The sequence below is a fragment of the Streptococcus sp. M143 genome (assembly GCF_000162495.1).
Taxonomy (GTDB): domain Bacteria; phylum Bacillota; class Bacilli; order Lactobacillales; family Streptococcaceae; genus Streptococcus; species Streptococcus dentisani.
Window position 1 is genome coordinate 759,818 of record NZ_GG730097.1, and the last position, 26,622, is coordinate 786,439.

Consider the following 26,622-nt stretch of genomic DNA (forward strand, 5'->3'; position numbering starts at 1 on the left):
GCCTGAGCATCTGACAGGGCAGTATGGGCATGTTCCAGCTCAATGCCCAACTCTTGACAAAGGATTCCTAAGTTATACTTTTCAAACTGAGGATACAGAACTTGAGCAAGCTCAACTGTATCCACCCGCGGTGTGCGCAATTCATATCCTTCAAAAAAGAGAAATTCTGCAAGAAGGTTGGCATCAAACTGTACATTGTGCGCAACAAAAATACCGTCCTTAACCAATTCAAAAATTTTTCCGGCCACCTGAGAAAACTCTGGTGCCGCAGCCAAACGCCGATCGGTCAGACCCGTTAATTCTTTGATATGAGAATCCAAGGGTTCGTGGGGATTGACATCAGTCGCATACTGATTGATGATTTCACCATTCTCAATCACCACAATGCCTACTTGAATAATTTTTGCCTTGCTTCCGGTGCTGGTCGCCTCTAAATCAACGACCACATACCGATCATTTCTTGCATTCATCATTAAAAATTATATCAAAAAAAGCATGATTTGACACCCCTCAACTTTGATAACAACCTCGCTTTTCTTTTGAGTTTGAGTAAAAATCAAGACCTTAAAAGTGAGAATTCCTCGTAAGTTCAGCAGTTGATTGCTGGTTCTGAGGTGTTTGAAAACCTTATCAACAAACCTACATCAACATAAAAAGACAACCAAGGTATTAGCTGCCTTTTTGAGATATTTTTTTCATTGTTTTCGGAAGAGTTTTACTAATTTCGGTAGGCAAGACAAGGTAATTTTCTTGAGCTAGTTCTTGCGCGATAGCTGAATGAAGGTGAGTCGCTACCACCACTCTCTCATAGAGACTGACTTGGTGAAACTGACCTGCAAATCCTGCAATCATTCCAGCCAGAGTATCTCCCATTCCCCCAGTCGCCTGATAGGGACCACCAACCTGTAACTGGTAACAATCAGATTGGCCAGCTTGCCAAATACGAGTAGCCGGACCCTTCTCTACCAAAATTGTTCCTTGAGGGAAAGAAGTCAAAGCACTAGCTGTTGTACCTTCGTTTTGTTTTTCAATCGTAATTCCAGACAGTTTTTCCCACTCCTTTTGGTGGGGAGTTAGGATAAGCTGGCTAGAAGGAAATGACAGACTTATCCTAGCGAGAATAGTCAAGGCACCTCCGTCTACAATCAAAATCTGATTCTGTCTTGAGCTAGCAAAGACCTGTTTGACTAGTTCTTCTCCAAAAGTATCGTCTCGTAAACCAGGTCCCAATAAGACAACTTCTGCCCTCTCCAATTGCTCTTTTAACAATTGCTGATCTTGAAGAGAGAAGGCCATAGCCTCAGGTAAATGACTGTGTAGAGCAAGGATATTTTCCCTATCTGTTCCAACTGTCACCAATCCTGCACCACTTTTTACAGCTGCCAAGGCAGCCATGATGATGGCTCCACCATAAGGATAGGTCCCACCAAGCAAGAGCAGACGGCCATAGTCTCCTTTATGACTGGTACGAGAACGTTCAATAATGACTTTTTCTAGTAAGGCTTGATCAATCACTTTCATCGTTCTTTCCTCTCTATTCATTATACTATAAAGTTTATTGACCTTGCATCTTAAACATAAATCTCTTCCTTCATATAGAAAAAGAGGGGACAAAGCCCCTCTACGAAATATCTCTTTTTTCAAAGTCAATTAATTTCTTTTTTACTTTTTGCGACAAAGATAGCAGATAGAGCTAGTCCAACACTTGCCAAGAAAATAGCTGTTTCTGACTGTTTCTCACCAGTTTCTGGCAATCTCTTGTCTTCTTTGGCAATTTGAACTGGTGCTCCTGAAGTCTGAGTTTTTTCTAACGAACTTAGCTTGAACTCTGGTTTCTCTACTGTTGGAGCAGCTTGATCACCTACTGTTGCTAGCGGGCCTGTGTATTCTGGCAATTCATGCACTAGAGCCATCACTGCATTGACACCGCCCTTGAACTCAGGTTTCTCTACTGTTGGAGCAGCTTGGTCTCCTACTGTTGCTAGCGGGCCTGTGTATTCTGGCAATTCATGCACTAGAGCCATCACTGCATTGACACCGCCCTTGAACTCAGGTTTCTCTACCGTTGGGGCAGCTTGGTCACCTACTGTCGCTACTGGGCCTGTGTACTCTGGAAGTTCATGTACTAGGGCTTCAACTGCATTGACACCACCCTTGAACTCAGGTTTCTCTACTGTTGGAGCAGCTTGGTCACCTACTGTCGCTACTGGGCCTGTGTACTCTGGAAGTTCATGTACTAGGGCTTCAACTGCATTGACACCACCTGTGAATTCAGGAACCTCAAGAACGGGTGCTGGCTCTTCGCCCTTGCTTGACTGAACAGGTTCTTCTGTTAATTCTTGATGGAAGCTTGCCAATTCATAAAACTCAGCCTTGCCACCTTCCCAGACTAATTTGACGTCTAGAAGAGAGCCACCATTTCGGATAGCGAAGGTTTGGAGACTAGATGTAATGGCACCGAGGTCTGTCCAACTGTCTTGACCATCCTTAAGTGTTCTAGCAAGAACACGTGCTTTCGCTCCTTCAGGAAGACTGGAAACGAGACGAAGGTGGTTGGTATTGGTTGGCTCAGATAAGTGATAAACTAACTCGCCCTTGTCTTTTTCAGACTTGTAGCTGGTCAAGACTTTGCCGTCTACAAGATTATTGTAAAGATTACCTTGGCTTTCTCCACTACTTCCTTCTACTGTTGGATCATTGATTGGTTTGACAAATTCGCCATCATTGATGACCAATTCTGTAAAGCCTACAAAACGAGCATCATAGTCTGCAGTATAGAGGACACGGAGATAGTTAGCTTTGACTGGTGTAGCCAATTCACCCTCGATGTAGCGATTTCCTGGCATCTTAGAATCATGTGTCCAACCATCTGTCAGAGAATCATCGTGTTGACTATTAGCCACACCATCTCCCACTGTCACGACATCTGTCCAAGTTTTACCGTCTTGGCTGACTTGGATCTTACCATCACGAAGATAGTTTTGAGTTCCGTCTTGGATGTAGGCTCTGATTTTCTTAATCGTGCGTTCGCTACCAAGTTTCAAGGTTACATGACCATCTTTATGGGCATAGTCTGAAAACTCAACGAAGTTGTTGTAAACACCGTCAAATAGTTGATCTAGGTTGTTCAGTTTACGAACATCATTGCTGCCGTATGTTGGATGAATGCCCATAGTTGTAGATTCTAGTTTGGTTGGTTGTACTTCTTTGGTTGTCACAAGGAGAGAAGTGGCTGTCACAGCTTGTTCCTGATCCGTTTTGTTGACCAGACGAACATAACGTACCAAGTGGGTTGCGACAGATCTGTCTTTCAACTGGCTAGCTGACGTCCACTCTTGCGCATTTGCAGAATACTCTAGGCTAAGAGCAGGGTTGGCTTGGCCTTTGAGCTGGATGCTCTTGATCTGATGGATACGGTCAAGCTTCATTCCTAGATAGCTATGAGCAGGGAGTTTGGTTCCAGCTGGAATTTGAAGTTCGTAACTGCCTAAGCTATCCACTACTGGTGTTTCCTTCAAGGCATCAACGTTGGTATCTGTTAAGTCAAGATTTGGACTATCGACATCTACTGTAAATTCCGCAATTCTCCACCACTTATTTAAGGTTTGTGTATTGCGAATGCGAACAAAACGAGTTGTAAATTCTTGCACAATATCAGAAGTTCGTTGCCCTGATAAATTTTGAAGCGTTGTCCAATTTGTACCATCTGCAGAATATTCGATGACACCAGATGCTAGTTTGTCTCGTTCCCCTTGCATCAGATGAACTCGTTTTACTTTGTGCAGTCCACCTAAGTCCATTTGTACCCAGGCTTGCGCTGGTGTGACATTGGTCTGATCAACATGTGCCATCATGGATTCTGTGTTTTCTCGACCATCTTGCATCTGAACAACACTTGTTCCATATTTGTAAACAAGGTTTGGACTTAAACTAATAGTGCCCCTAACCTTCTTACTACCCAATTCTAGGGGTCTGTTAACAGCAATTTCACGCATGGCAAGCCAAGCATTATCCTTCTTAGCTGTTGCTATCATACGAACAGCTTGAGCTGTGATATCGAGGTCATTAAATTCCAGAATACGTTCTCTACCAGTATAAGCGGGGGTCGTTATGGCTACCCATTCTCCATGTTCATTTTGATATTCAACAAGAGCATTACTAAAGGTATAATTATCGGCCGTATTAGTACCTGTAGCGAAACCTAATTTGTGTATTTTAATTGCCTTATTAAAGCGCAAGCCTACATAATCGCCTCTCTCAATCACAATGGTTGTTTTGGCAATCACATGTGTATCAAAGTCACCATCTGTGACTTCTTTCAATCCGCCTTCTATTCCAGCACGATTCGTAATAAATGTTGTCACAAATTTATCTGGATTCAACATTGCTTGGATATGTAAGGCTAAGTATTCTTTGAGATTATTGATAAATGGTCGAATATGTTGGACACCAAATTCTGCGTATTCATAATGGTCAACGTAAAAGAAGGCATACTTAACTGACTGGTCATAATGTTTGACTCCGGCCTGATAATACTCCCACACCTTGGCATCATTCTTTTCAGTAAGACCTTCTGTAGCTGTTAGGAAAGCTTCAAGCGCGTTCATTTGATCTACTGTATTCTCTAACCAATAGTGAATTTGTTCGATTAATTTCTGATCACCTTTTTCTTTAAGTAATAGAGCATTGGCTTTCAAATCAGCAAAAATTTCCCTCAACTCTTTTCTTTCAGTATCCAGATTTTGACCAGATTTGAGTTTGTTATAGAATTCTGTCAATTTTGGAGCCAATTCTACAGACTCTTCTAATTTAGTGACATGGGGAGGTCTATTTTGATTGCGCATGTGTTTTCCGAGTTCTCGAAAAGCCTTCGAAACACTGCTTTCTTCAAAATGATCATTAACTACATAGTTAAAGGCCATATCGTTGATTTGTTCTGCTTCTTCTACACTTCTCCATTGTTTCCATCCATACTGAGCCATATCAAAAAGTGCCACTTTAGATGCTTCAGATTGTTGCATTGGATTTAGCATAATTCCTTGTGCAAGTGATAAATCAACATTTGGATGTAAGAATTTTTCACCGCCTCCAAGAATTAGGTGGGGTTTTGTATTATCATTACATGGCCAGTTAATCCAGAACTGAATTGGACGGTAAGTCTTACCACCTTCTGTTAAATTTTTCTTTAAGTTCGTTAAGAATGTTTGGTCAACAGCCCCCCAGACCTTTCCACCAGTAAGAGTTAAATGGACATTTTCAGGAAGATATTCATTCAAGGTTCGAAGTTCAGCTTCAGTTCCTTGCCCCATGTACCAGGCAGGAACAAAAATCATATCTTTACGGAGACCACTGTATGTTGTTTGTTTTTCAGTCAACCAATTTGTGATATCCTTCATCAAGCGAACATAACTATGGTAACCACCAACTGGGCTTGGTGCATCATCTGCAAGCACACCAAATTCACGCACTCCCACGTCCAACAACTGAGTAAACTTAGCCTTTATGGTTGCAAGATCAGCCTGGTAATGCGCTTCATTGCCAAAGCGGATACGATTGTTCATAAATGGATGGATGGTCCAAACATAACGTGTCTTTGTTTGATTACCGACACGTGCAAGTTCTCGGATTTCAGCCAGTTTTTCTTCTGGGTAAAGTTCACGCCATTTCTTATTGTGGTATGGATCATCTTTTGGTGCGAAATAGTATTGAGTTAACTTCAATTCACTTCCATAACGCATCAATTCTTTACGATTTTCATTAGACCATGGATTTCCATAGTAACCTTCGATAAACCCACGGTTCTTGATTTCAGCGTAATCTTCCACTGTCACATTGCGAAGGACTGGCACTTGACTTTCCTTGAGCATATGTTTCAAGGTTGTCAAACCATAAAAGACCGCATCTGTGTCTTTTCCGACGATGAAGATAGAGTTGTCCTTGATGGTCAGAGCATAAGCATCAATTTTGTCAAAGAGACCTGCGGAAACCTTGGACAAGTTTTGTTCTGCTTGTGAACCTTGTCCATGCACTCCAAGATAGATATTAGTTGCGCCAGAAACGACCGTTTTACTAGTTTTGTAAGATACTTGATTGTCCTGCAAGACACTCTTCAAGCGATTGCGAGTATAGATATCGAGTTGATCCCCCATAACCAGATTGACTTGCTTACGAAGAGCTGTAACACCTTCGCCATAGGTCACTTTTTGTGGAGTTGGGAAGACCTTGTACTCTTTCTTAAGATAGTCATTGCTCTTGCTAGCAGCTGCAATGCTGTCTTCGCTAGCTGGTTTGCTTGCAGTGAATTGATCTGCCAACTCAACTGTCCCATCACCTGTTTGCTCTACTTTTGGAGTTTCAGGTGTAATTGGTTGACTAGGTTTAGCGATTTCTTTATCATTTTGTCCTCCACTCATGGCTTCAGACGGCTTTGTTTCATTCTCTGGAATTCCAGGTGCTTCAGCTGGTTTAAGATTATTTGTCGAATCAGTAGAACCAATCGTTCCTGTAGTTTCTCCATTTCCAACTGTCGAGCTAGCTTCCTTCCCAGCATTTTCTTCTGCTTTCTTCAAAACTGCTGCAAGTTCATCAGGTAACTTTTCCAATGGCTGAGCTTGAGTTATAGTTCCCTCTTTATCTCCTACACTACCTGTTTCTGCTGCCTCTACTAAATTAACACCAAAGATACTGGCACCAATCATAATAGAAGCTACTCCAATAGCGAATTTACGAATACTGTAATGACAACGTTTATTGAAAAAATTTTTATCCATCTTTATCTTATCTCCTTTCATCCAAACACGAAAGTAAACGATTCCATTTTTACTAGTAAAGACGGAGAGGCCTAATCGGTCCTCTCCATCTCTTCAACTCATTTATCGATGTGATTTTTTATCATCGACCAGGCTATACCAATAGGATAGCATTAGACGCACAAACTAATCCTCTTTTCGTTTTGCAGTTAACAGGGCTGCTGACAAGGCCAAGCTAACACCTGCCAAGAAAATGGCTGTTTCAGATTCTCCCTCACCTGTTTCTGGTAATCTATTTTGCTCTTCTTTTACTACTGAAACATTTGGTTTTATAGTCTGGTCATGAGCTAATAGCTCTACTGGATAATCTGGTTTTTCAAGAACAGGCGCTTCCTCATTTCCTACCGTGGCTAGAACACCATGATACTCTGGAAGTTTATGTTCTAGAGCCATTACAGCATTAACGCCGCCCTTAAATTTAGGTTTCTCAACGCTTGGTGCCGCTTGATCTCCTACAGTAGCAAGAGTTCCTGTGTATTCTGGAACTTCGTTTACTGCTGCTTCTACAAAGTTAGCACCTCCTTTGAATTCTGGAACTTCATTGACTGCTGCTTCTACAAAGTTAGCACCTCCTTTGAATTCTGGAACTTCATTGACTGCTGCTTCTACAAAGTTAGCACCTCCTTTGAATTCTGGAACTTCATTGACTGCTGCTTCTACAAAGTTAGCACCACCTTTGAATTCTGGAACTTCATTGACTGGAGCTGGCTCCTCGCCTTTACTACTTGAAATAGATGCTTTCACTCCTACTTCAACAATGCGATCCTGAGCCTTTCTTTCTTCAGAATGAACAAGACTTCTAGTAGTACCCAAAACTTGAATATAGTCAACTTTTTCTCCATCTTGTCCTTCAGAAACGATACGACGTTGACCTTGAGCAAGTTCAGGGTTTTCACGAATAACTTCTTTAAACGGAAGCGGAGTCTTTTCAATTTCCAAACTTGGAGTTTCTGCTACTAAGTTCTTAACGCCTTCTGTTGGTGTTGTTTGGAAGGTAGACTTAAAGTGTAAACGATATTCTTTCACCAGATTTCCATCTTTGGAAACAAGACGAACCAGTGTTGGAAGATTGGCATTTCCAGAATCCACAACTGTAACTACTCCATGTCCACTAGTTGTTGCAGTGACTTTTGGTTTTGAACCCATTGTTGTTAGAGTGTAATCTGTCACATTTGGATCAAAGTTTTCCAATGCTTTTCCGTCGATCGAAATAGTCGCTGATGGTGTTTCCACTTCTGATCCCTTGCCTGCAGAGTAGGCTGTAAATTCTACAAGTGCAAGACCATTGGTGGTAGCCTTACGAGTCATGCGCGCACGAATAGCTGTCGTTTGAACCGGTTCAAAGTTAAACTCGATTGGTTTACCAGCTACTAATTCTCCAGAAGCTTTGTAAGAAATTGGTGCCCAATTTTCTGCCTTGTTAAATGGATGATCGGCATTTTCTTCGTAACGAGAAATCGTACTTGGTTCTGTAAAAGCAGGACCAATATATCTTTCTAGAACCATTTTCTCTGGAGCATCTGTGCCACTATCTTTAAAGAACTGAATGGCTACTTTCCCAATAGATTGAGAAGCAATTTTTCCATCCTTCTTAAAGAGTAATCCAACAGAAGTTTCTTGATTTTTCGGAGTACGAGACCAGTTTGTCCAACGTCCATCTTCATTGTATTTTCCATCATTGATATAGAAAATTCGATCATGTGAAGCTGCTTGAGTATCGTTCGTTGTCGAAGCAAAGGCTTTAGAATCAGTTTCATTGTTGCTTGGATTTTCTGAAATGACTTGATTGCCTTTAGAAACAACTGTCACCTGCATTTTAGTCGTTAGATTTGTACCAATGACATGACCGGTAACTTCAAATGTTCCCTCATGCTCTGTCGCATGTTCAGGAATAGCATCCCACTTCACTGCAAGTTTATCTGTAGTCCAATTAGTTGAAGTTGGATAATAAACACTTACTTCTGAAGGAAGTTGAAGATTGTCTCCAACATTCAAGATTTTAGCACTGTTTTCTGCAGCAAGAGGTTGACTAGTTTCTCTCTCATCATTGCGGAAAATTCGATATTCTTTCAACACCGTACCATCTTCTGCTTTCAAGATGAGACGTGTTGCACCTTTTGGACTTGTTGCAGGAACAACTGTTACCAAACCATTATTGCTAGCTGTTGCTGTGATTTCTTTGCTAGATTGAGGAATATAGTAATCTGTCTTAGATGGATTAAAATGTTCAAGATCCTTGCCATCTACCTTGATAGAAATCTCTGAACTTGTTTCACTTAAGACCTTGTTTCCAAGCACAGTTAGCTCTGTCAGACCAACACCTGATGTTCCATCTGCTTTCTTCATACGAATACGAACAGCGTAGGTTTCGACCTTGTCAAATGTGAAGTGATTGGTTTGAGTTGCAGACAGCTGACTTGGAGCATGTAAGTTTTCAACTGCTTTCCAATTGTCTGGATTATTAAATGGATGATTGCTATCTCGTTGCGCATGACTGACATCACTTGGTAAATCTGGAATTTCTTTACCTACATAATATTCAACTACATATTCTTTTGGAAGACCAATTGCTCCATCAGTATAGAAATCAACCGACAAATTGTTGACAAAACGCTTCGTCAAGTCTCCTGAATTACCAAATAAGATAGAAGCCCAGTCATTATCAGTATTTGTTCTCCAAGTAGTCCATCTATTTTTAGCATCTGATGGCGTTCTTGATACAGTCAAATCGTTCAAGGTGTTGGCTGTGTCATCTCCTCCTGTATTGGATACAATGGCAGCTGGTAATTGTGAACCTGTCCATTGTTTAGAGATATTATTTCCAGCAACCACTTGACTAGACACTCGAACATGAGCTTTAGTTGTCAGATTGCTACCTACTAAACGACCATTGATTTCATAGACCCCTTCAGTTTGACTAAAGTTGGCTGGAACCTGATCCCAAACAACATCTTTGTAGATAGTTGTTCCGTTAGAATGGTAAGCCCGGACATTAGCTGGCAATTGAACCGTCTCACCCTTAGGTACTGTGAGACTGATTTCCTCTGCAACTTGCAATCCTTCAACCGTTACAGTCGCTTGAGCTTCAATATCTGTGCCTTCCACATGTCCTTTAAGCGTAAAGCTATGATAGTGCCCCAACTCTTTTTCATCTACCTTATCCCAAGCTACAGATACTTTGCGTGGCAAGCCCTTATCAAATTCTGCTCCAACTTCTTTAGGTAGATTCGGTTGCTGATTGATATCTGTAGAAACAGAAACAGGATGAAGTTTCACAATCTTCTTGCTGACTTTATTTTCTTTAATCACCACTTCAGTGGTTACAGATTCTGTTTTCTCTGTTTGATTATCGATTCGAGGTGTCAAAGTCACTCTTCCCTTAGTATAGAGCAATAGATTCTGACCATTCACCTCAAGATGTCCCCCATCAGATGATTTAGCTTCTAAGTGAATATCTGAAGCCGAAAACTCTGTTTGTGAACCATCCTCATAACGACCAATGACGTGATAAGTTAATACTTGATCTTCAGTGGCAGTTTCTTTTCCTTCTACAACCACTTCCAAACGTTTCAAAGCAGGAGCTTCCTTCACAAACTGAATTAAGTAAGTTTGAACCAAGTCACCCTTTTGGTCACTCAAGAAGACAGAAGCCTGATAACCATTATCAGCAGAAGCTTGCTGAACAGTTACTTGATATCCGGTAGTCTGAGCTCCAACACTTGGAATAGTTGCAGTGTAAGGAAGGGATACACGGTAATAGGTCTTGCCAGACTCAAAATTCTCAAGAGCTTTATCCCCAACAGTAAGTCCTGTAATGCTACTTGTTGTTTCCTTACTACTTGCGATAAAGGTTGCAGTCACTTCACGGTCGTCATCTACCAATTTACCAGTAGCCTCCGTACGTCCACCTTCCTTGTTCAAAGCAGCAGGGTCTTTCAAGGTCCAAGAAACAACATCAGTATCAATCAAGCTACCATCTGTCAGAACAGCTGTGACCGTTTTATCCAAATCAGCCGCATTCGTTCCAACTGGGACTGTAGCAACTTTTGGTAACCATCTATCTAAAGCAATCACTTTAACAAGTGCCTCAGCTTTAGTTTCCAAACCTTCTACGCGTCCAGATACTTTTTTCTCACCTGCGCTTGTAAGCAAGTCAGATGGCATTTCCCAAGTTACAGTCTTTTCCTCAACACTACCGTCACTATAAATAGCTGTTACTGTTTGAGGTAATTCAGGATTTGTCGTCACATCAGTTGTTGCTTTTACAGGAGCAAAGGCTACAAAGTGACGATTTTCTTTCTTACCAGACACCGTTGCGACCGTTGCGCTATCAGATGTCAAACCAGCAGAATCTGCATAAAGAGTAAATTTACCTTCTTTTTCTGTTGATTTTACAATGACAACCCCTTTACCATTGAAAGCACGTCTTTGCCATGTTCCATCTGCTTGAGCTTTGTAGCGTTCACGACTAGCTTGTTCTCCATTATCCACACCAACGATTTGTCCCTGACCATGAAGATTGAAATGAACAAGATTGTTAGCTGTAGGAACCACATTACCATCGCCATCAACAATTTCATAATGGATGTAGGATAGGTCCTTTCCATCTGCAGTGATAACATGCTCTTCTTTAGTCAGACGAACTCTTGCTGGCTCCCCAGCAGTTGTCACACTATCACGCGCAATTTCGTTGCCATTTTCATCTCGAGCAATCGCAGTCAGTGTGCCTGGTTGGTATTTCACAAGCCACTCAAGATACAATTCACTTGGTTTAGCTCCCTCATGATATGGACGTCCATCTTCTGTCCTTTTCTTAGTAAATTCCTTTTTACCAAGCGACTCTCCATTTAAGAACAATTCGACGCTTGCAGCATTTGAGAAGGTACGAACCGGAACCTTTCCATCAATCAGCATCTTGCGATCCTTAAGGGTCTCTTCAGTCCAGTTCCAATGTGGTAAAATGCGAACAGTTGGCTTTTCTTTAGCACTATACCATTCACTACGGTAAAGGTAGAAATCATTCTTTGGTAAACCAGCTGTATCAATAATACCAAAGTAAGAGCTCTTGACAGGTGTACTATCTTGGTTATGCCATGGAGTCGGTTCTCCAATATAGTCAATTCCTGTCCAGATAAATTGTCCAGCATAGCCAGCACGATCACGGTCAAAAGTCCATGATTCAGTAGCTGTTCTTCCCCATCCAACACGGTCATTACCATAGTCAGATTGTTCATAGTGACGATTTGGACGATTGTCATGTCCAAGGATTTGAGCAGGGTTATAATAAGAATCACGCGTCCTAGTAGCTGAAGAAGTTTCAGAACCATAAATGAGCCAGTCTGGATGCGCTCTACGAACAGCATCATAATTACGTTCACCATAGTTCATACCGACAGCATCCATAATTTCTGCGAGTTTCAAGAAATCACCTGTCGCCGCACGACTAAATTTGTTTTCCCCCATGGTTACATAACGCTCAGTATCAATCGCTTTGATAACTGCCTTCAAGCGTTTAGCAGTTTCGATAGAACGAGGACTACCATTTGCCTCCTCTACCTCATTTCCAAGAGACCACATGACGATAGACGGATTATTCTTATCACGTTCTACCATTGTTCTGAGATCAAAATCAGACCACTTCTCACCCTTCTTAGCTTCCGGATGAGTTGCATCTTGATCAAAGAACCGTCCATAGTCGTAAGTCTTCTTGCCACCATACCAAGTATCAAAAGCTTCCTCTTGAACCAAAAGACCTAAACTAGCTGCAGCATCAAGCAACTGAGGACTCGCTGGATTGTGGGTTGTTCGAATAGAGTTAACCCCCATATCTTTCAAGAGTTTTAATTTACGATAGGTAGCCTTATAATTCTCTTCTGCCCCCAAGGCTCCATTGTCATGGTGAATACTTACTCCGTGGAATTTCATGCGTTCACCATTCAGAGAGAAACCTTCCTTAGCAGTCCAATTGAAATAACGGTAACCAAATGTATCTTCTGTTACATCAACTAGTTGACCTTCTTTATAAACCTTTGTTTTCAACACATACAGTTGAGGATGATAACTTTTTGTCGTCCAAAGAGTTGGTTTATTAACTAGGATTGTTTGTCTGAAATCTGCAGTTTCATTTTCTGCTAAATTCTTCGTTTCAGAGCGGACTAATTCTGAAACAACCTTACCTTCCTTAGTAAAAATTTGTTGTTCCACAAAGACTTTAGCAGCCTTCTTATCCGTATTTTTAATCTTACTTTGAACCTGTGTTTCAACATTCCCTTCTTTTTGCTCAGCAAGTTTTGGAGTAGTGATATGATTACCATTTTCGGCAACATGGACTTTATCACGATAACTAAGGGTTACATCACGATAAATCCCACTTCCTGAATACCAACGACTACTTGGTTGCTTATTGGTCACTTGAACAGTAATTGAATTTTCACTACCATCCTTGTTTAAAAATTCTGTGATATCATATGAAAAATGATTATAGCCACTTGGATAATGTCCGACAAATTTACCATTTACATAGACCTTTGAATCCATGTAAACCCCATCAAAATTGATACGAACATCCTTATTCTTGTCTGCTTCGTCTAATGTGAAAGTCTTACGATACCAAGCTGTTCCACCATTTAACTGCCCACCTTCATTACGAGCGGGAGACTTGTGATCAAAGTCAAAATAAATACTCCAATCATGAGGAAGATTCAATTTAGACCAATCATGAACATCCACATCTTTTTTTGAAAAATCTCCTTGGGCATTTAGTTTAAAATACCAATCTTTATTAAAATCTTGTTTTCGTTCCGATAATAGCTGTTTTTCCTTTTCAACTTCGGCTTTGTTTGACTCTCTAGACAGCACTTGCGATTTTTCAGAAGAAGGTTTAATCTCTGTGTCTGCTTTCACTTGGTCCTTTTCAGAAGTTTTTTTAGAATCCTCTTTCACTTCTGTTCCAGCTGTTACTGCAGATTCAACAGGCTTTGGATTTGCATCTTCAGATTTCTGTTTGTTATCAGCCTTGTTTCCTTCTTCTACTTTATTTGGAGTTTCCCCTTTAGGACTAACCAATTCACGACTACTCTCGTTAGTAGGTGTAGTAGGTTCTGTATCCTTAGTCACTTTGTCTTCTGCCGATTCAGCTTTTGGTTTTACAAACTCACGCCCACCATTCTCATCAGCCTTTGCAATAGCAGCTGCCACATCATCGGGAAGCTTATCTAAAGGTTGAGCTTGATGAACAGTTGTTTCTTCTGTTTTAGCATTGGATGAAGCCACCTCCTCAGCTTGTACAGCAGAAATACCAAATATACTAGCCCCAATCATTACAGATGCCGCACCTATTGCAAATTTACGAATGCTATAATGACAACGTTTATCAAAAAGTCTTTTGTTCATTGAAATCCTCATTTCTTTTTCTTGATACAAAGTAAGCGTTTACTTTATTTTAAAAAATAACCTCCTTCTGAATACACAAACAAGTACCAAGTTTTATAATATATTTTATATATTAAATATATCAAAACGCACCTTAAATTGCAATTATTTTCCATTAATTTAACCCAATAAAATGATATATAAGAAGGGGTCATTTAAAAGGAATAGTTGCAATGAAAATAGCTTTCGGTTCTAGACTCTTTCTACTACAAATTGAATTCCATTAATATCTTTTTCAAACTTCAAATTTATAGTTTATAGACTGCATTACTCTACATAAAAAGAAGGCGAACCTTGTTCTACCTCCTTCTACACTATTTTCCCTTAAATTCCGCAAAAGTCTGTAAGATTTTGGCTGCTACTGCTGGAGAAGGAGCTCCTTTTAGCTCTAACGTTTCATCTGCATATGGAGTAAGGCCAGCAAAGTCTCCTATCTGAACTGAATAAAGAGATGTCTTAAACAGTTCAATATCGTTTTGATCATTTCCAAAGGCGATGAAGTTTTCCCCACATAACGTTTCAACTGTTGTAGCCTTGTGAGTATCTAAGGGGTTGACATAAAGACACTTTTCATGCGCATGATAAGACAGATGAGCCTGCCCCAGTCTTTCTAACTGACCAAGCAGATCATCAAGCAAATCCTCGTGGTCGCCCATATAAACGACTATCTTAATCGGAGTCCCTAAGTCCTCGAGTTTCTGATGACGAGCTACCTTTAGGGGGTCCACACTGGAGAAAAATGGAATCTTCTCCACAATCTGACCACTATAGTCAAAGCAATCATCTACAAAGAAAGGGAGATTATAAGTCTGGCAATAATCCACTAGCGCCTGATAAACTTTAGCATCGAGATTCCTTTCGAAGATAGCCTTCCCCAGATGATAGGCTACGCCTCCATTCAACCCTATGACCAAGCGCTGACTGAGTTCGGAACCTAATAAACCCAAACAATCCCGATAAGAGCGAGCTGAGGCAAACACAAGCTCATGACCATAATCTTCAGCCTTTAAAAGAACCTGCTGAATCTCCTCGTCTATGGTCATGTAGTCAAAAGATAGCGTTCCATCCAGGTCAAATACGAATTTCATTTTCCTAGTCCTTATTTAGTGTTCGAAGCGCTGACTGATAGGTTTGCTCCATTAGCATGGTAATCGTCATAGGACCAACTCCACCCGGTACAGGTGTGATGTGACTGGCAAGTGGTGCAACGGCATCATAGTCAACATCTCCACAAAGCTTGCCATTTTCATCACGGTTCATCCCTACATCAATGACAACTGCCCCTGGTTTGACAAAGTCAGGAGTCACAAACTTAGCGCGACCGATTGCAACCACAAGAATATCCGCCTTAGCAGCAACCTTAGCAAGATTATGGGTGCGTGAGTGAGTCAAAGTCACAGTCGCATTTTTAGCCAAAAGAAGCTGAGCCATCGGCTTTCCAACAATATTCGAACGACCGATAACAACCGCATTTTTACCTTCCAACTCAATCCCATATTCATGAAACATCTCCATAATTCCTGCAGGTGTCGAAGGAATCATGACTGGATGACCTGACCAGAGGCGTCCCATGTTTAGCGGATGGAAACCATCCACGTCTTTTTCTGGGTCAATGGCTAATAAAACCGCCTCTTCATCGATATGTTTTGGTAAAGGTAACTGAACCAAAATCCCATGCCAAGCTGAATCTTGATTGTATTTGGCAATCAAGTCTAACAATTCCGCTTGGGTAATGGTCTCTGGAACTCGCACTACTTCACTACGGAAGCCAGCAGCGAGAGCTGACCGTTCCTTGTTGCGAACGTAGACTTGACTGGCAGGATTGTCCCCCACCAAAATCACCACCAAGCCTGGAACTAGACCTGTTTCTTCTTTTAGTTTGGCAGTCTTTTCAGCCAACTGCCCTTGTAACTTAGCTGCAAGAGCCTTCCCATCAATAATCTGTGCCATATTTCTTCTCTTTTCTATCAAATATCCTCTATTATATCAAAAAATACCTTGGCATTCTAACACTTCTTGACTAATAGACCTTATAGTTTGAAACTATAAGAAAAAGCTCTTATCGAGCTTTTAGTGCCTATTTATCTTAGGCAAGTTTATCATGCTTTCTTTTTGACCTTGGGAGCAGGCAAAACTTCGTACATATCCTTGATTAGTCTCGCTAGAAATGACTTATCTTCAAGGTCTTCTAGTAAAATCATCTCCTTGGCTCCTTCATAAGGACGTTCAAGTCTTGTCTGGCCCAGTTGATCCAAGACCACCTTCACAGGCTTCAGTAACAGACGATTATCATAGATTCCCCCAATAATCTTCCCACGATAATAAAGGATATACTCTCCCATCATTGGACGATAACTCATCTCCTCTAACTCCGATAGCTGATCGAGAATAAAGGCTAAACATTCTTTACTTGAAGCCATGATTTCTACTCCATTTCTTCTAAAAATGAGGTCTTACAAAACCTTACTTAAAAATTCCTTGGTCCGTTGTTCTTGGGTATGGTCAAAAATCTCTTCTGGCCTTCCATCTTCAACAACAACCCCATCCGCCATAAAGATAACACGGTCTGCCACCTCACGCGCAAAGCCCATTTCATGCGTCACAATCACCATAGTCATCCCTGATTTAGCGAGGTCTTGCATAACAGCTAGGACTTCTCCAACCATCTCAGGGTCTAGGGCTGAAGTCGGCTCATCAAAAAGCAAAACATCTGGTTCCATAGCAAGTCCACGTGCAATTGCAATCCGTTGTTGCTGACCACCTGACAAACTCTGAGGATAGGCCGTCGCCTTATCTGGTAAGCCAACTTTTTCTAACAGTTCCTGTGCTCTTTTCTCCGCTACTTCCTTGCTTTCTCCTTTGGTTTTTATTGGTGACAAGGTGATATTTTCCATCACCGTCATATTGGGAAAGAGGTTGAATTGTTGGAATACCATGCCCATCTTTTCACGCATAGCAAAAAGATCATTCTTCTTATCCGTAATATCAACTCCTTCAAAGATAACCTTTCCCTTACTTGCTTCCTCGAGAAGATTCATCGAACGAAGGAAAGTTGATTTCCCACTCCCTGACGGACCGATAATTACCACAACTTCCCCTCTTTTGATCTCAAGGTTGATTCCTTTCAAGACTTCATTCTTCCCAAAAGACTTATGTAGTTCTTCAATTTTAATCAAGGTTTCTGTCATTATTTCTTGTCTCCTTGTCCAATGTAATTTTCAAATGCCTTCAAAGCCACTGTCAAAACAGAAGTCATAATCAAGTAATAAAAGGCTGCAAATAAGAGAGGCGTTAAAGGTAGATAGGTTGTCGTTGCTACCGTCGTAGCTCCATTCCAAAGTTCCATGACTCCGATTGTTGACAAAAGCGAACTATCCTTGATAATGGTGATGAACTCATTTCCCAGAGCTGGAAGAATATTTTTGATAGCCTGTGGCAAAATGACATACCGCATGGCATTTTTCGGACGAATACCCAAGGAATAAGCCGCCTCCAATTGTCCTTTAGGAACGGCATTGATCCCTGCACGAACGGTTTCAGACACATAGGCACCACTATTCATCGAAATAATCAGAATACCAGGAATCAAACGAGAAAGATCAACTCCTAAAATTCCTACTTGAATAGTTGGAGCATCAATGTGCATAAGGGCAAATGCAATCATAATTTGCACCATCATCGGTGTTCCTCGGAAAATCCATACATAGACATTTGCAAACCAGACAAGAGGCTTAAAACGTGAGCGTTGAGCAAAGGCCAATAAGACACCTAGAATGGTACCGAAAAAGACTACCAGAATTGAAATCACTACAGTGATAAGAGCTCCGTAATTAAAATAAGGTAAATACTTTGGTAAAAAGGAAAAATTCATATAAACTCAGCTTTCTAAACATTAGATTGTATGATTATAACATAGCTTGAATTAAAATTCAATATTTTTCTACTGATTTTCACCAATAATTTTATGCAAAAGAGAAATAGCGAGAAATCTTAGTTTTTTCTAGTCAAGTCCCCGTGGTTTATGGTAAAATAGTAACGATAAGAAATGGAGGAGAATCATAATGGAATCACATTTGGTTAGAATCATCAACCGCCTAGAAGCTATGACAAAAGATGGCGGAAATCTAAAACGTAATTTTGAACGTGAAGGAGTTGTTGTTGCAGAAGTTGCATACAGCTATGACGAAGAAAATGGATCACTCTTCACCCTTCGCGATGTTGAAGCGCGTGAAACCTATACCTTTGATAGCATTGACTTGATTGCAATGGAGATCTACGAACTCCTTTACTAATAAAAAAGCAGCAGGGAAAACCTGACTGATGAACGAGAATCCTTTTTGTCCCTGCAAATGGGATTTTTTCTTACCCTCATAAGCAAAGATTTTCTTAGAGAACTTCTCTCGAAATCTCCCTAACCCAATCTTTTTACTTGCTTTACACCTTAATCATGCTATAATGAGAGTATAAAACTTTGACTATTCTTGACCTTTTTCTTAGGCCAAGAATAAGAATGAAATGAGGTAGATGTATGCTCTGTCAAAACTGTAAAATAAACGACTCAACAATTCATCTGTATACCAATATCAATGGACAGCAAAAGCAAATTGATCTTTGTCAAAACTGCTATAAAATTATCAAAACAGATCCAAATAATACCCTCTTTAAAGGAATGACTGACTTAAACAATCGTGACTTTGATCCTTTCGGAGACTTTTTCAATGATTTGAACAATTTCAGACCTTCTTCTAATAACATCCCTCCCACTCAATCAGGTGGAGGAGATGGGGACAATGGGGGCTACGGGCCTCAAAACCGCGGTCCACTTCAAACACCTCCTAGCCAAGAAAGAGGACTCCTAGAGGAATATGGTATCAACATTACTGAGATTGCTCGTAGAGGAGATATTGACCCTGTTATCGGTCGAGATGAGGAGATTATCCGTGTTATCGAAATCCTCAACCGTCGAACCAAGAACAATCCTGTCCTTATCGGAGAACCGGGTGTCGGTAAAACTGCCGTTGTTGAAGGTCTAGCTCAAAAAATTGTCGATGGCGATGTTCCCCATAAACTCCAAGGCAAGCAGGTCATCCGTCTGGATGTGGTCAGTCTAGTTCAAGGAACAGGGATTCGAGGCCAATTTGAAGAGCGTATGCAGAAGCTCATGGAAGAAATCCGCAAACGCGAGGACATCATTCTCTTTATCGATGAAATCCATGAAATTGTCGGTGCAGGATCTGCTGGCGATGGCAATATGGATGCAGGAAATATCCTCAAACCTGCCCTTGCCCGTGGTGAATTGCAACTGGTCGGTGCCACTACTCTCAATGAATACCGTATCATTGAAAAAGATGCTGCTCTAGAGCGCCGTATGCAGCCTGTCAAGGTAGATGAACCAACTGTCGAAGAAACCATCACCATCCTCAAAGGGATTCAAAAGAAATACGAAGACTACCATCACGTCAAGTATACTGATGCTGCTATCGAAGCTGCTGCAAATCTTTCCAACCGCTACATCCAAGACCGCTTCTTGCCAGACAAGGCTATTGACCTTTTAGACGAAGCCGGTTCAAAGATGAATCTGACGCTGAACTTTGTTGATCCTAAAGTGATTGACCAGCGCTTGATTGAGGCTGAGAATCTCAAGGCTCAAGCTACACGAGAGGAAGACTTTGAAAAGGCTGCCTATTTCCGCGATCAGATTGCCAAGTACAAGGAAATGCAGAAAAACAAGGTGACCGATCAGGATACTCCTATCATTAGCGAGAAAACAATCGAACACATCATTGAGCAGAAAACCAATATTCCTGTTGGAGAACTCAAAGAAAAAGAACAGGCTCAGCTTATCCATCTAGCAGACGACCTCAAAGCTCATGTCATTGGTCAAGATGAAGCTGTCGATAAGATTGCCAAGGCCATCCGTCGTAATCGTGTTGGACTTGGAACTCCTAACCGCCCAATCGGAAGCTTCCTCTTTGTCGGACCAACTGGTGTCGGTAAGACAGAACTTTCCAAACAACTAGCCATTGAACTCTTTGGTTCTGCTGACAGCATGATTCGCTTTGATATGAGTGAATACATGGAAAAACACAGTGTGGCTAAATTGGTCGGAGCCCCTCCAGGCTATGTAGGCTACGATGAAGCTGGTCAGTTAACGGAAAAAGTTCGTCGCAATCCTTACTCACTCATCCTTCTCGATGAAGTTGAAAAAGCCCACCCAGATGTGATGCACATGTTCCTCCAAGTCTTGGACGATGGTCGTTTGACTGATGGGCAAGGACGAACAGTTAGCTTTAAGGATGCCATCATTATCATGACCTCAAATGCGGGTACTGGTAAAGCCGAAGCCAGCGTTGGTTTTGGAGCTGCTCGTGAAGGTCGAACCAACTCTGTTCTCGGTGAACTCGGCAACTTCTTTAGTCCTGAGTTTATGAACCGTTTTGACGGCATCATCGAATTTAAACCTCTCAGCAAGGACAACCTTCTCCAAATCGTCGAACTCATGCTAGCAGATGTCAACAAACGTCTCTCCAGCAACAATATCCACCTTGATGTGACAGACAAGGTCAAGGAAAAGTTGGTTGACTTGGGATATGATCCAAAAATGGGGGCACGCCCACTCCGCCGTACCATTCAAGACCATATCGAGGATGCCATCACAGACTACTACCTTGAAAACCCAAGTGAAAAAGACCTCAAGGCAGTTATGACAAGCAATGGTAAGATTCAAATCAAATCTGCCAAAAAAACTGAAAAAATAGAAGAGATTGCTTCTGAAAAAGAAGAATAAAACGATCTAACAGGTGCAGGAAGTCTATCAATTTCTGCACCTTTTTTTACTAAAATAACTGTTTATTCTTGACAGCTTGCCCCTCGTCCATTATGATAATAATAAAGATACTAGAGAATGAGGAAAATGCAATGGCAAACCCAACTTATGGTGATAAAAAAGAGAATGTGACCTACCAGCCCCGCTATGGTGTGTACGCAGTTATTCCGGATGCGGAGAAAAAACAAATTGTCCTAGTTCAAGCCCCCAATGGTGCTTGGTTCTTGCCAGGTGGAGAGATTGAAGCAGGCGAAGATCATCAAGAAGCACTGAAGAGAGAACTAATCGAAGAACTTGGTTTTACTGCTGAAATTGGAAGCTATTTCGGACAAGCTGATGAGTATTTCTACTCTCGTCACCGTGACACCTACTACTACAATCCAGCTTATCTCTATGAAGCTATTTCTTTCCAAGAAGTACAAAAACCATTGGAAGATTTTAATCATATTGCTTGGTTTCCTATTGATGAAGCAATTGAAAAACTCAAACGTGGTAGCCATAAATGGGGAATTGAAGCTTGGAAAATCCAGCATGGAATTGGCTAAAATACACGATTTTATCCAAAAAGTGCTATAATAGAGTTAGAAAATCGGAGGAACTGTTATGAAGCTTATCAACACGACTAATTCACACTCGCAACTTGTTAAAAGCCAATTAGAAAGCACAGACGCAACTCTTGTCGAGGTCTATTCTGCTGGAAACACAGATGTAGTTTTCACGCAAGCCCCGCTTCACTATGAAATCCTCATTTCCAACAAACACCGTGCTATTCGTGAACCTGAAATCGAAACCATCCAAGACTTCTTCTTGAAACGTAAAATCGACAAAGGAAGCATTGATGAAGCCAATATCAAGACGCTTTATTCAGATAAATTGATTGAGATTTCAATCCCTATAAAATAAGAAGACCAGCTTAAAAGCTGGTTTTCACTTGCAAAAAAGATTGGTAGTGCACAACTACCAATCTTTTAGTTTTATTTCACAGCTTCTTTTAAAGCATCTACCTTATCCAGATGTTCCCATGGAAGGTCAATATCTGTACGTCCCATGTGTCCATAAGCCGCTGTTTGACGGTAAATTGGGCGTTTGAGATCCAGCATTTGGATAATTCCTGCAGGACGAAGGTCAAAGATTTGACGCGCTGCTTTTTCAAGCTTGCTTTCAGCTACTGTTCCTGTACCAAAAGTATCGATACGAACAGAAACAGGTTGCGCTACCCCAATAGCGTAGGCTAATTGTACTTCTGCCTTCTTAGCAAGGCCTGCTGCAACGATGTTCTTGGCAATGTAGCGAGCTGCATAAGAGGCTGAACGGTCCACCTTCGTCGCATCCTTACCTGAGAAGGCACCACCACCATGACGAGAGTAGCCACCATAGGTATCCACGATAATCTTACGACCAGTCAAACCTGAGTCTCCTTGAGGTCCACCGATTACAAAACGACCAGTTGGATTGATGAAGAATTTGGTTTGCTCATCCAAGTAAGAAGCTGGGATTACCTCTTTGATGACCTTGCTAATCACATCATTGTGAATTTGTTCATTGCTAACTTCTGGGTCGTGCTGAGTTGAAATAACGACTGTATCCACCCGTACTGGACGGTCATTTTCATCATACTCAACCGTAACTTGTGATTTAGCATCTGGACGGAGATAGCTGATTTCACCAGACTTACGAAGTTCTGCCAAACGACGAACCAACTTGTGGCTAAGTGAGATTGGTAAAGGCATGAGTTCTTCTGTCTCATCCACCGCAAATCCAAACATAAGACCTTGGTCACCAGCACCAATCAAGTCCAGTGGATCTTGATCTGCATTTCCACGAACTTCCAAGGCTTCGTTAACACCTTGGGCGATATCTGGTGACTGCTCAACAAGTGACGGATGAACTCCCACCGTCTCCGCAGAAAAACCATACTCTGTATTGGTATAACCAATCTCTGCAATGGTATCACGAACCACTCGGTTAATATCTACATAAGCATGTGTAGAAATTTCACCAAAAACATGGACCGAACCTGTGTATACAGCTGTCTCGGCAGCAACGTGCGCATCTGGATCCTTTGCTAAAATAGCATCCAAAATCGCATCTGAAATTTGGTCTGCAATCTTATCCGGATGCCCCTCAGATACAGATTCAGACGTGAATAATTTACGTTCTGACATAAAAATGTCCCCCCTTAAAAAATATTGTTATAGAGTTACAAAGTACTGATAGGTATCTCTACAGTCTAAGAGTTACGACGCGAAAGAAATAAAAACGATACTTTTTTATTTCTGAAGCTAGTAAGGCGCATAGGGTGACCGCATTATAGCGGCAACCGTAGAAGGACGAGCGACTTTGGAGCCGTCATTCTTTGCGAGTTACAAAGTACTGATAGAAATTTCTACCATCTTATCGGGACTATATAACCTTATCATTATACCACTTTTTACTTTTTTTGCAGTATTTTTGAAAAATCATAAAACGAAGTTAGAAAAAGGAGCCATTCAGCTCCAATTTTGTTCTTAGAAAGTTTGGCGTTTGGCTTTACGATCGGCACGACCACGTGCACGATTTTCAGCACGCTTGGTTTTGCGGCGTTTTTCATCCACCGCCCATTGAATCTTCTTCTTATAGCCTGGTTTGACTTTTTTCTTTTTCTTTTTAACCAAGCCAATCATTTCAATATCAAGCTTATCCTGCTTCTTTTCACGATTGGCGCGACGATCACGGTCATAGGTATCTTGGAATTCTCCGTCTTTGACCATCTTAGGAATAAACTTGATCCCTAATTTCTCCAACTCACGAATATCCGAGTCATCACTTGGCTGGTAAAGGGTAATAGCTGTACCAGGTAGACCATTGCGTCCAGTTCGTCCAACACGGTGTACAAAGAAGGACAAGTCTTGAGGAATGGCATCATTGATGACATGGCTGACACCTTCAATGTCAATTCCACGCGCTGCCAAGTCTGTTGCGACAATGTACTCAAAATCAAGATTCTTCACCTGATTCATAATCCGCTTGCGCTCTCGAGGTGCAATATCTCCATGAATCTTAGCCACCTTCAATCCTTGAGCAGTCAAGTATGCATGCAATTCATCTGCCCGCGTCTTGGTATTCACAAAAATCATTGCTAGATAAGGCTGCATAACTTGAGTCAATTCATAAATCTGAGCATTCTTGTCACGGCCCTTGGTCGAAATCAACCAGTTATCAATGGTATCTGAGATAACTGTCTTAGTCTTGATTCTTTCCATGACAGGATTTGACAAGTATTTTTTCAAGAACGGTTGCAATTTTTGTGGAATAGTCGCTGAAAAGACCATGAATTGCAAGTCTTTTGGAAGGCTTCCTGCAATCTTATCAACGGTCTCCAGAAATCCCATATCCAAGGTCATATCGGCTTCATCGACAACAAAAGTCTTAGCCTTGTGAATAGCCAAATCACCAGATTTGACCAAGTCATAGATACGCCCTGGAGTCCCGATAACGATATGTGGTTGGCTAATGGCAAGTTTTTCAATCTGACGCGCCTTATCCGTACCACCCACATAATTAACCACACGGACTTCGACATCTGAGTGAGCTACAATCTGACGAGCTGCTTGATAAATCTGAGTAGCTAACTCACGACTTGGAGCAGTGATTACAGCTTGCACACTATCGCTAGTTTCATCCAATTGCTGGAAAATGGGTAGCAAGAAAGTGTGGGTCTTCCCTGAACCTGTTTTTGACTCACCGACCAAGTCACGACCTGCCAAGACAATAGGAATTAACTTATCTTGAACCTCTGTCGGAGTTGTAAATTTCAACTCCTCCAAAGCCTTTTCTATGTAGTTTTTAAACTGAAATTTCGTAAATGACATATTATCCTCAATTCTATTCTTCCAACCATTATACCATATTTTGTTCTTTTTCTGTAGCCACACTTATCTAACCTATCACAAGGCTCTCAACATCTCCAAATACCAATCTTAGACTTGAGATCACACATTTGCTTTCTATCCAAAATGCAAAAAGAGAAGACCAAATTGGTCTTCTCTCAGCCTTCAGCTTGCGACTCAGATAGATTTGTCAAGCAGGTGCTTAAGAATCTTTTAAAAGTCGAAAGCTTCTAGATAAAATTAGTACTTAATCATCTTCACGCTTGCGACCAAGAAGCAACGCTGCTAGACCTGCAAGAAGAGAGCTAGTCATTAGACCAGTGAGTGAAAGTGGTGCAGTGCTACCTGTATTTGGCAATGTAGCTTGTTTTTCCTTTTCTCCTGCTGGACTTTGAGCTGGTGGATTCTCTTCAGGTTTTCTTGGTTGAAGTCTATTTGCCTGATTATTATCAGCCCCCTGCTCTCCTCCTGGATTAACTGGTGGAACTGGATTTGGTTGAGGTGCTGGTTGCGGCTGTGGTTGTGGTTGTGGACTAGGATCTTGCTTAGCTTCAAAGACCCACTTACCGACGAAGGTTAGATTTGCCCCCTCTTCCACTTCTTGGTAACCTAGGAATGTCCATGTACCATTTGCAACAGCAACTTCTACAGGCATCGGTGCTTCTGGAACGAAAGCAATCGCTGCAGAAGAACTTGTAGTATATGTTCCACTTTGTGGAAGTAAGCTCAATACTTCTGCTGGCAAGTTTTTGTCTGCGGTTGCACTTTCGAAGCGATAAGTCACTTGATAGGTTTCAGTTACTGGTGCAGGCAAAACATTAATTGGTACAGACACCTCAGTAGAAGAACCATCTGGATAGTCAACTCGTACCTTACCTGTGTAAGTACCTGGTTTTGTTGTGTCAATTTGACCTGCAGGTGTAATATCAACTACCTTAGTGCCAGCTGGAAGGCTTGGCAAGTTCGTCACATTATCGGTTAAGTCAGGTGTTTGTCCAACCTTGATAGTTTCTTCCGTTACTTGAGGCGTATAAGTTTCAGCATTTGTCGGATTCGCCTTGAATTCCCACTTACCTACAAACTCAACATCGGACTTATTGACAACGGCGCTAGCTGCGTCGTAACCCTTGAAGGTCCAAGTGCCGTCGTTCACTGCGTCAGTGTAAGTGGTTTGGGATGGTTGTTGAGCGGAAACAGAGGCACCATTCACATAAGTTGCACTGTCACTTGGAGTCAAGGCTGTGATGGCTGCTGGAAGAGCCTTACCTGCTGTCTCGCTCTCGAAGCGGTAAGTAGCTTGATACTTGTTAGCTTCAAAGGTCCATTTGCCTACAAACTCCACATTTGCCTTGTTCACGACTGCATTGGCTGCGTCGTAACCCTTGAAGGTCCAAGTGCCGTCGTTCACAGTATCTGTGTATGTGGTTTGTGATGGTTGTTGAGCGGAAACAGAGGCACCATTCACATAAGTTGCACTGTCACTTGGAGTCAAAGTGCTGATTTCTGCTGGAAGAGCTTTTCCTGATGTTGCGCTCTCGAAGCGGTAAGTAGCTTGGTACTTGTTAGCTTCAAAGGACCATTTCCCTACAAACTCTACTTTAGCCTTGTTGACAACGGCGCTAGCTGTGTCATAACCCTTGAAGGTCCAAGTGCCGTCGTTCACTGCGTCGGTGTATGTAGTTTGTGA

The 26,622-nt window shown here is 41.5% G+C and carries 15 protein-coding genes and 2 pseudogenes; 4 read left to right on the forward strand and 13 right to left on the reverse strand.

All coding sequences use genetic code 11. The features are described 5' to 3' along the window. The 10 genes and pseudogenes from HMPREF0850_RS10370 to HMPREF0850_RS10410 form a co-directional block, all read right to left on the reverse strand. On the reverse strand, positions 1–473 hold a 473-nt coding region (locus HMPREF0850_RS10370), incomplete at its 3' end, for an exonuclease domain-containing protein (RefSeq protein ID WP_000980486.1). A 196-nt stretch (positions 474–669) separates the two neighbouring features. Next, positions 670–1,521, reverse strand: a complete 852-nt coding sequence (locus HMPREF0850_RS10375; protein ID WP_000863008.1) for an NAD(P)H-hydrate dehydratase — start codon at positions 1,519–1,521, stop codon at positions 670–672. A gap of 125 nt (positions 1,522–1,646) precedes the next feature. Continuing rightward, positions 1,647–6,383 (reverse strand): annotated as a pseudogene (locus tag HMPREF0850_RS10380) (SIALI-17 repeat-containing surface protein); the annotation flags it as partial. Positions 6,384–6,662: 279 nt separating this feature from the next. Continuing rightward, positions 6,663–6,791 (reverse strand): annotated as a pseudogene (locus HMPREF0850_RS13235) (YSIRK-type signal peptide-containing protein); the annotation flags it as partial. Between the two features lie 144 nt (positions 6,792–6,935). Beyond that, positions 6,936–14,201 (reverse strand): SIALI-17 repeat-containing surface protein, encoded by a 7,266-nt coding sequence (locus tag HMPREF0850_RS10385; protein WP_001042476.1) that lies wholly within the window; start codon positions 14,199–14,201, stop codon positions 6,936–6,938. Between the two features lie 353 nt (positions 14,202–14,554). Beyond that, positions 14,555–15,328, reverse strand: coding sequence for an HAD hydrolase family protein (locus HMPREF0850_RS10390; RefSeq protein ID WP_000673624.1), 774 nt, complete (start codon positions 15,326–15,328; stop codon positions 14,555–14,557). Positions 15,329–15,332: 4 nt separating this feature from the next. Beyond that, on the reverse strand, positions 15,333–16,190 hold the full coding sequence (locus tag HMPREF0850_RS10395) for a bifunctional methylenetetrahydrofolate dehydrogenase/methenyltetrahydrofolate cyclohydrolase (RefSeq protein ID WP_000057228.1): 858 nt from the start codon (positions 16,188–16,190) through the stop codon (positions 15,333–15,335). Between the two features lie 149 nt (positions 16,191–16,339). After that, positions 16,340–16,660, reverse strand: coding sequence for a TfoX/Sxy family protein (locus HMPREF0850_RS10400; protein WP_000168521.1), 321 nt, complete (start codon positions 16,658–16,660; stop codon positions 16,340–16,342). 33 nt (positions 16,661–16,693) lie between these two features. Then, on the reverse strand, positions 16,694–17,428 hold the full coding sequence (locus HMPREF0850_RS10405) for an amino acid ABC transporter ATP-binding protein (RefSeq protein ID WP_000140920.1): 735 nt from the start codon (positions 17,426–17,428) through the stop codon (positions 16,694–16,696). Next, positions 17,428–18,111, reverse strand: a complete 684-nt coding sequence (locus HMPREF0850_RS10410; protein ID WP_001011625.1) for an amino acid ABC transporter permease — start codon at positions 18,109–18,111, stop codon at positions 17,428–17,430. The genes HMPREF0850_RS10405 and HMPREF0850_RS10410 overlap by 1 nt, the downstream gene beginning before the upstream one ends. Before the next feature lie 190 nt (positions 18,112–18,301). Between HMPREF0850_RS10410 and HMPREF0850_RS10415 the strand changes: the two genes are divergently transcribed. The 4 genes from HMPREF0850_RS10415 to HMPREF0850_RS10430 all read left to right on the forward strand — a co-directional run bounded on the left by HMPREF0850_RS10415 (position 18,302) and on the right by HMPREF0850_RS10430 (position 21,969). Beyond that, a complete protein-coding gene (locus HMPREF0850_RS10415) occupies positions 18,302–18,532 on the forward strand; it encodes a DUF1797 family protein (protein ID WP_000443579.1) in 231 nt (76 codons plus the stop codon). Between the two features lie 236 nt (positions 18,533–18,768). Then, positions 18,769–21,027 carry an ATP-dependent Clp protease ATP-binding subunit gene (locus tag HMPREF0850_RS10420; protein WP_000882491.1) on the forward strand — a complete coding sequence of 753 codons (2,259 nt, stop codon included), beginning with the start codon at positions 18,769–18,771 and terminating at the stop codon, positions 21,025–21,027. A gap of 131 nt (positions 21,028–21,158) precedes the next feature. Beyond that, complete coding sequence (locus HMPREF0850_RS10425; RefSeq protein WP_000013175.1) at positions 21,159–21,611, forward strand: NUDIX hydrolase; 453 nt, start codon at positions 21,159–21,161, stop codon at positions 21,609–21,611. Between the two features lie 58 nt (positions 21,612–21,669). Continuing rightward, entirely contained in the window at positions 21,670–21,969 is a 300-nt protein-coding gene (locus tag HMPREF0850_RS10430; RefSeq protein ID WP_000767205.1) for a DUF1827 family protein, read from the forward strand. 71 nt (positions 21,970–22,040) lie between these two features. Here HMPREF0850_RS10430 and metK read toward each other — a convergent pair whose 3' ends face one another. From metK to HMPREF0850_RS10445, 3 genes are all read right to left on the reverse strand, one after another. Beyond that, positions 22,041–23,231 (reverse strand): methionine adenosyltransferase, encoded by a 1,191-nt coding sequence (gene metK / locus HMPREF0850_RS10435; protein ID WP_000003913.1) that lies wholly within the window; start codon positions 23,229–23,231, stop codon positions 22,041–22,043. A gap of 342 nt (positions 23,232–23,573) precedes the next feature. Continuing rightward, complete coding sequence (locus tag HMPREF0850_RS10440; protein WP_009014055.1) at positions 23,574–24,917, reverse strand: DEAD/DEAH box helicase; 1,344 nt, start codon at positions 24,915–24,917, stop codon at positions 23,574–23,576. 265 nt (positions 24,918–25,182) lie between these two features. Further along, the coding region (locus HMPREF0850_RS10445; RefSeq protein ID WP_000313842.1) for an SHIRT domain-containing protein at positions 25,183–26,622 on the reverse strand (1,440 nt) is incomplete at its 5' end.

What these genes read in the sequence shown, in the direction of transcription:
- HMPREF0850_RS10375 (WP_000863008.1), bottom strand. Translation starts at nt 1,521, where the DNA reads ATGAAAGTGATTGATCAAGCCTTACTAGAAAAAGTCATTATTGAACGT.
- HMPREF0850_RS10385 (WP_001042476.1), bottom strand. Translation starts at nt 14,201, where the DNA reads ATGAACAAAAGACTTTTTGATAAACGTTGTCATTATAGCATTCGTAAA.
- HMPREF0850_RS10405 (WP_000140920.1), bottom strand. Translation starts at nt 17,428, where the DNA reads ATGACAGAAACCTTGATTAAAATTGAAGAACTACATAAGTCTTTTGGG.
- HMPREF0850_RS10420 (WP_000882491.1), top strand. Translation starts at nt 18,769, where the DNA reads ATGCTCTGTCAAAACTGTAAAATAAACGACTCAACAATTCATCTGTAT.
- HMPREF0850_RS10400 (WP_000168521.1), bottom strand. Translation starts at nt 16,660, where the DNA reads ATGGCTTCAAGTAAAGAATGTTTAGCCTTTATTCTCGATCAGCTATCG.
- HMPREF0850_RS10410 (WP_001011625.1), bottom strand. Translation starts at nt 18,111, where the DNA reads ATGAATTTTTCCTTTTTACCAAAGTATTTACCTTATTTTAATTACGGA.
- HMPREF0850_RS10415 (WP_000443579.1), top strand. Translation starts at nt 18,302, where the DNA reads ATGGAATCACATTTGGTTAGAATCATCAACCGCCTAGAAGCTATGACA.
- HMPREF0850_RS10430 (WP_000767205.1), top strand. Translation starts at nt 21,670, where the DNA reads ATGAAGCTTATCAACACGACTAATTCACACTCGCAACTTGTTAAAAGC.
- HMPREF0850_RS10390 (WP_000673624.1), bottom strand. Translation starts at nt 15,328, where the DNA reads ATGAAATTCGTATTTGACCTGGATGGAACGCTATCTTTTGACTACATG.
- HMPREF0850_RS10425 (WP_000013175.1), top strand. Translation starts at nt 21,159, where the DNA reads ATGGCAAACCCAACTTATGGTGATAAAAAAGAGAATGTGACCTACCAG.
- HMPREF0850_RS10440 (WP_009014055.1), bottom strand. Translation starts at nt 24,917, where the DNA reads ATGTCATTTACGAAATTTCAGTTTAAAAACTACATAGAAAAGGCTTTG.
- metK (WP_000003913.1), bottom strand. Translation starts at nt 23,231, where the DNA reads ATGTCAGAACGTAAATTATTCACGTCTGAATCTGTATCTGAGGGGCAT.
- HMPREF0850_RS10395 (WP_000057228.1), bottom strand. Translation starts at nt 16,190, where the DNA reads ATGGCACAGATTATTGATGGGAAGGCTCTTGCAGCTAAGTTACAAGGG.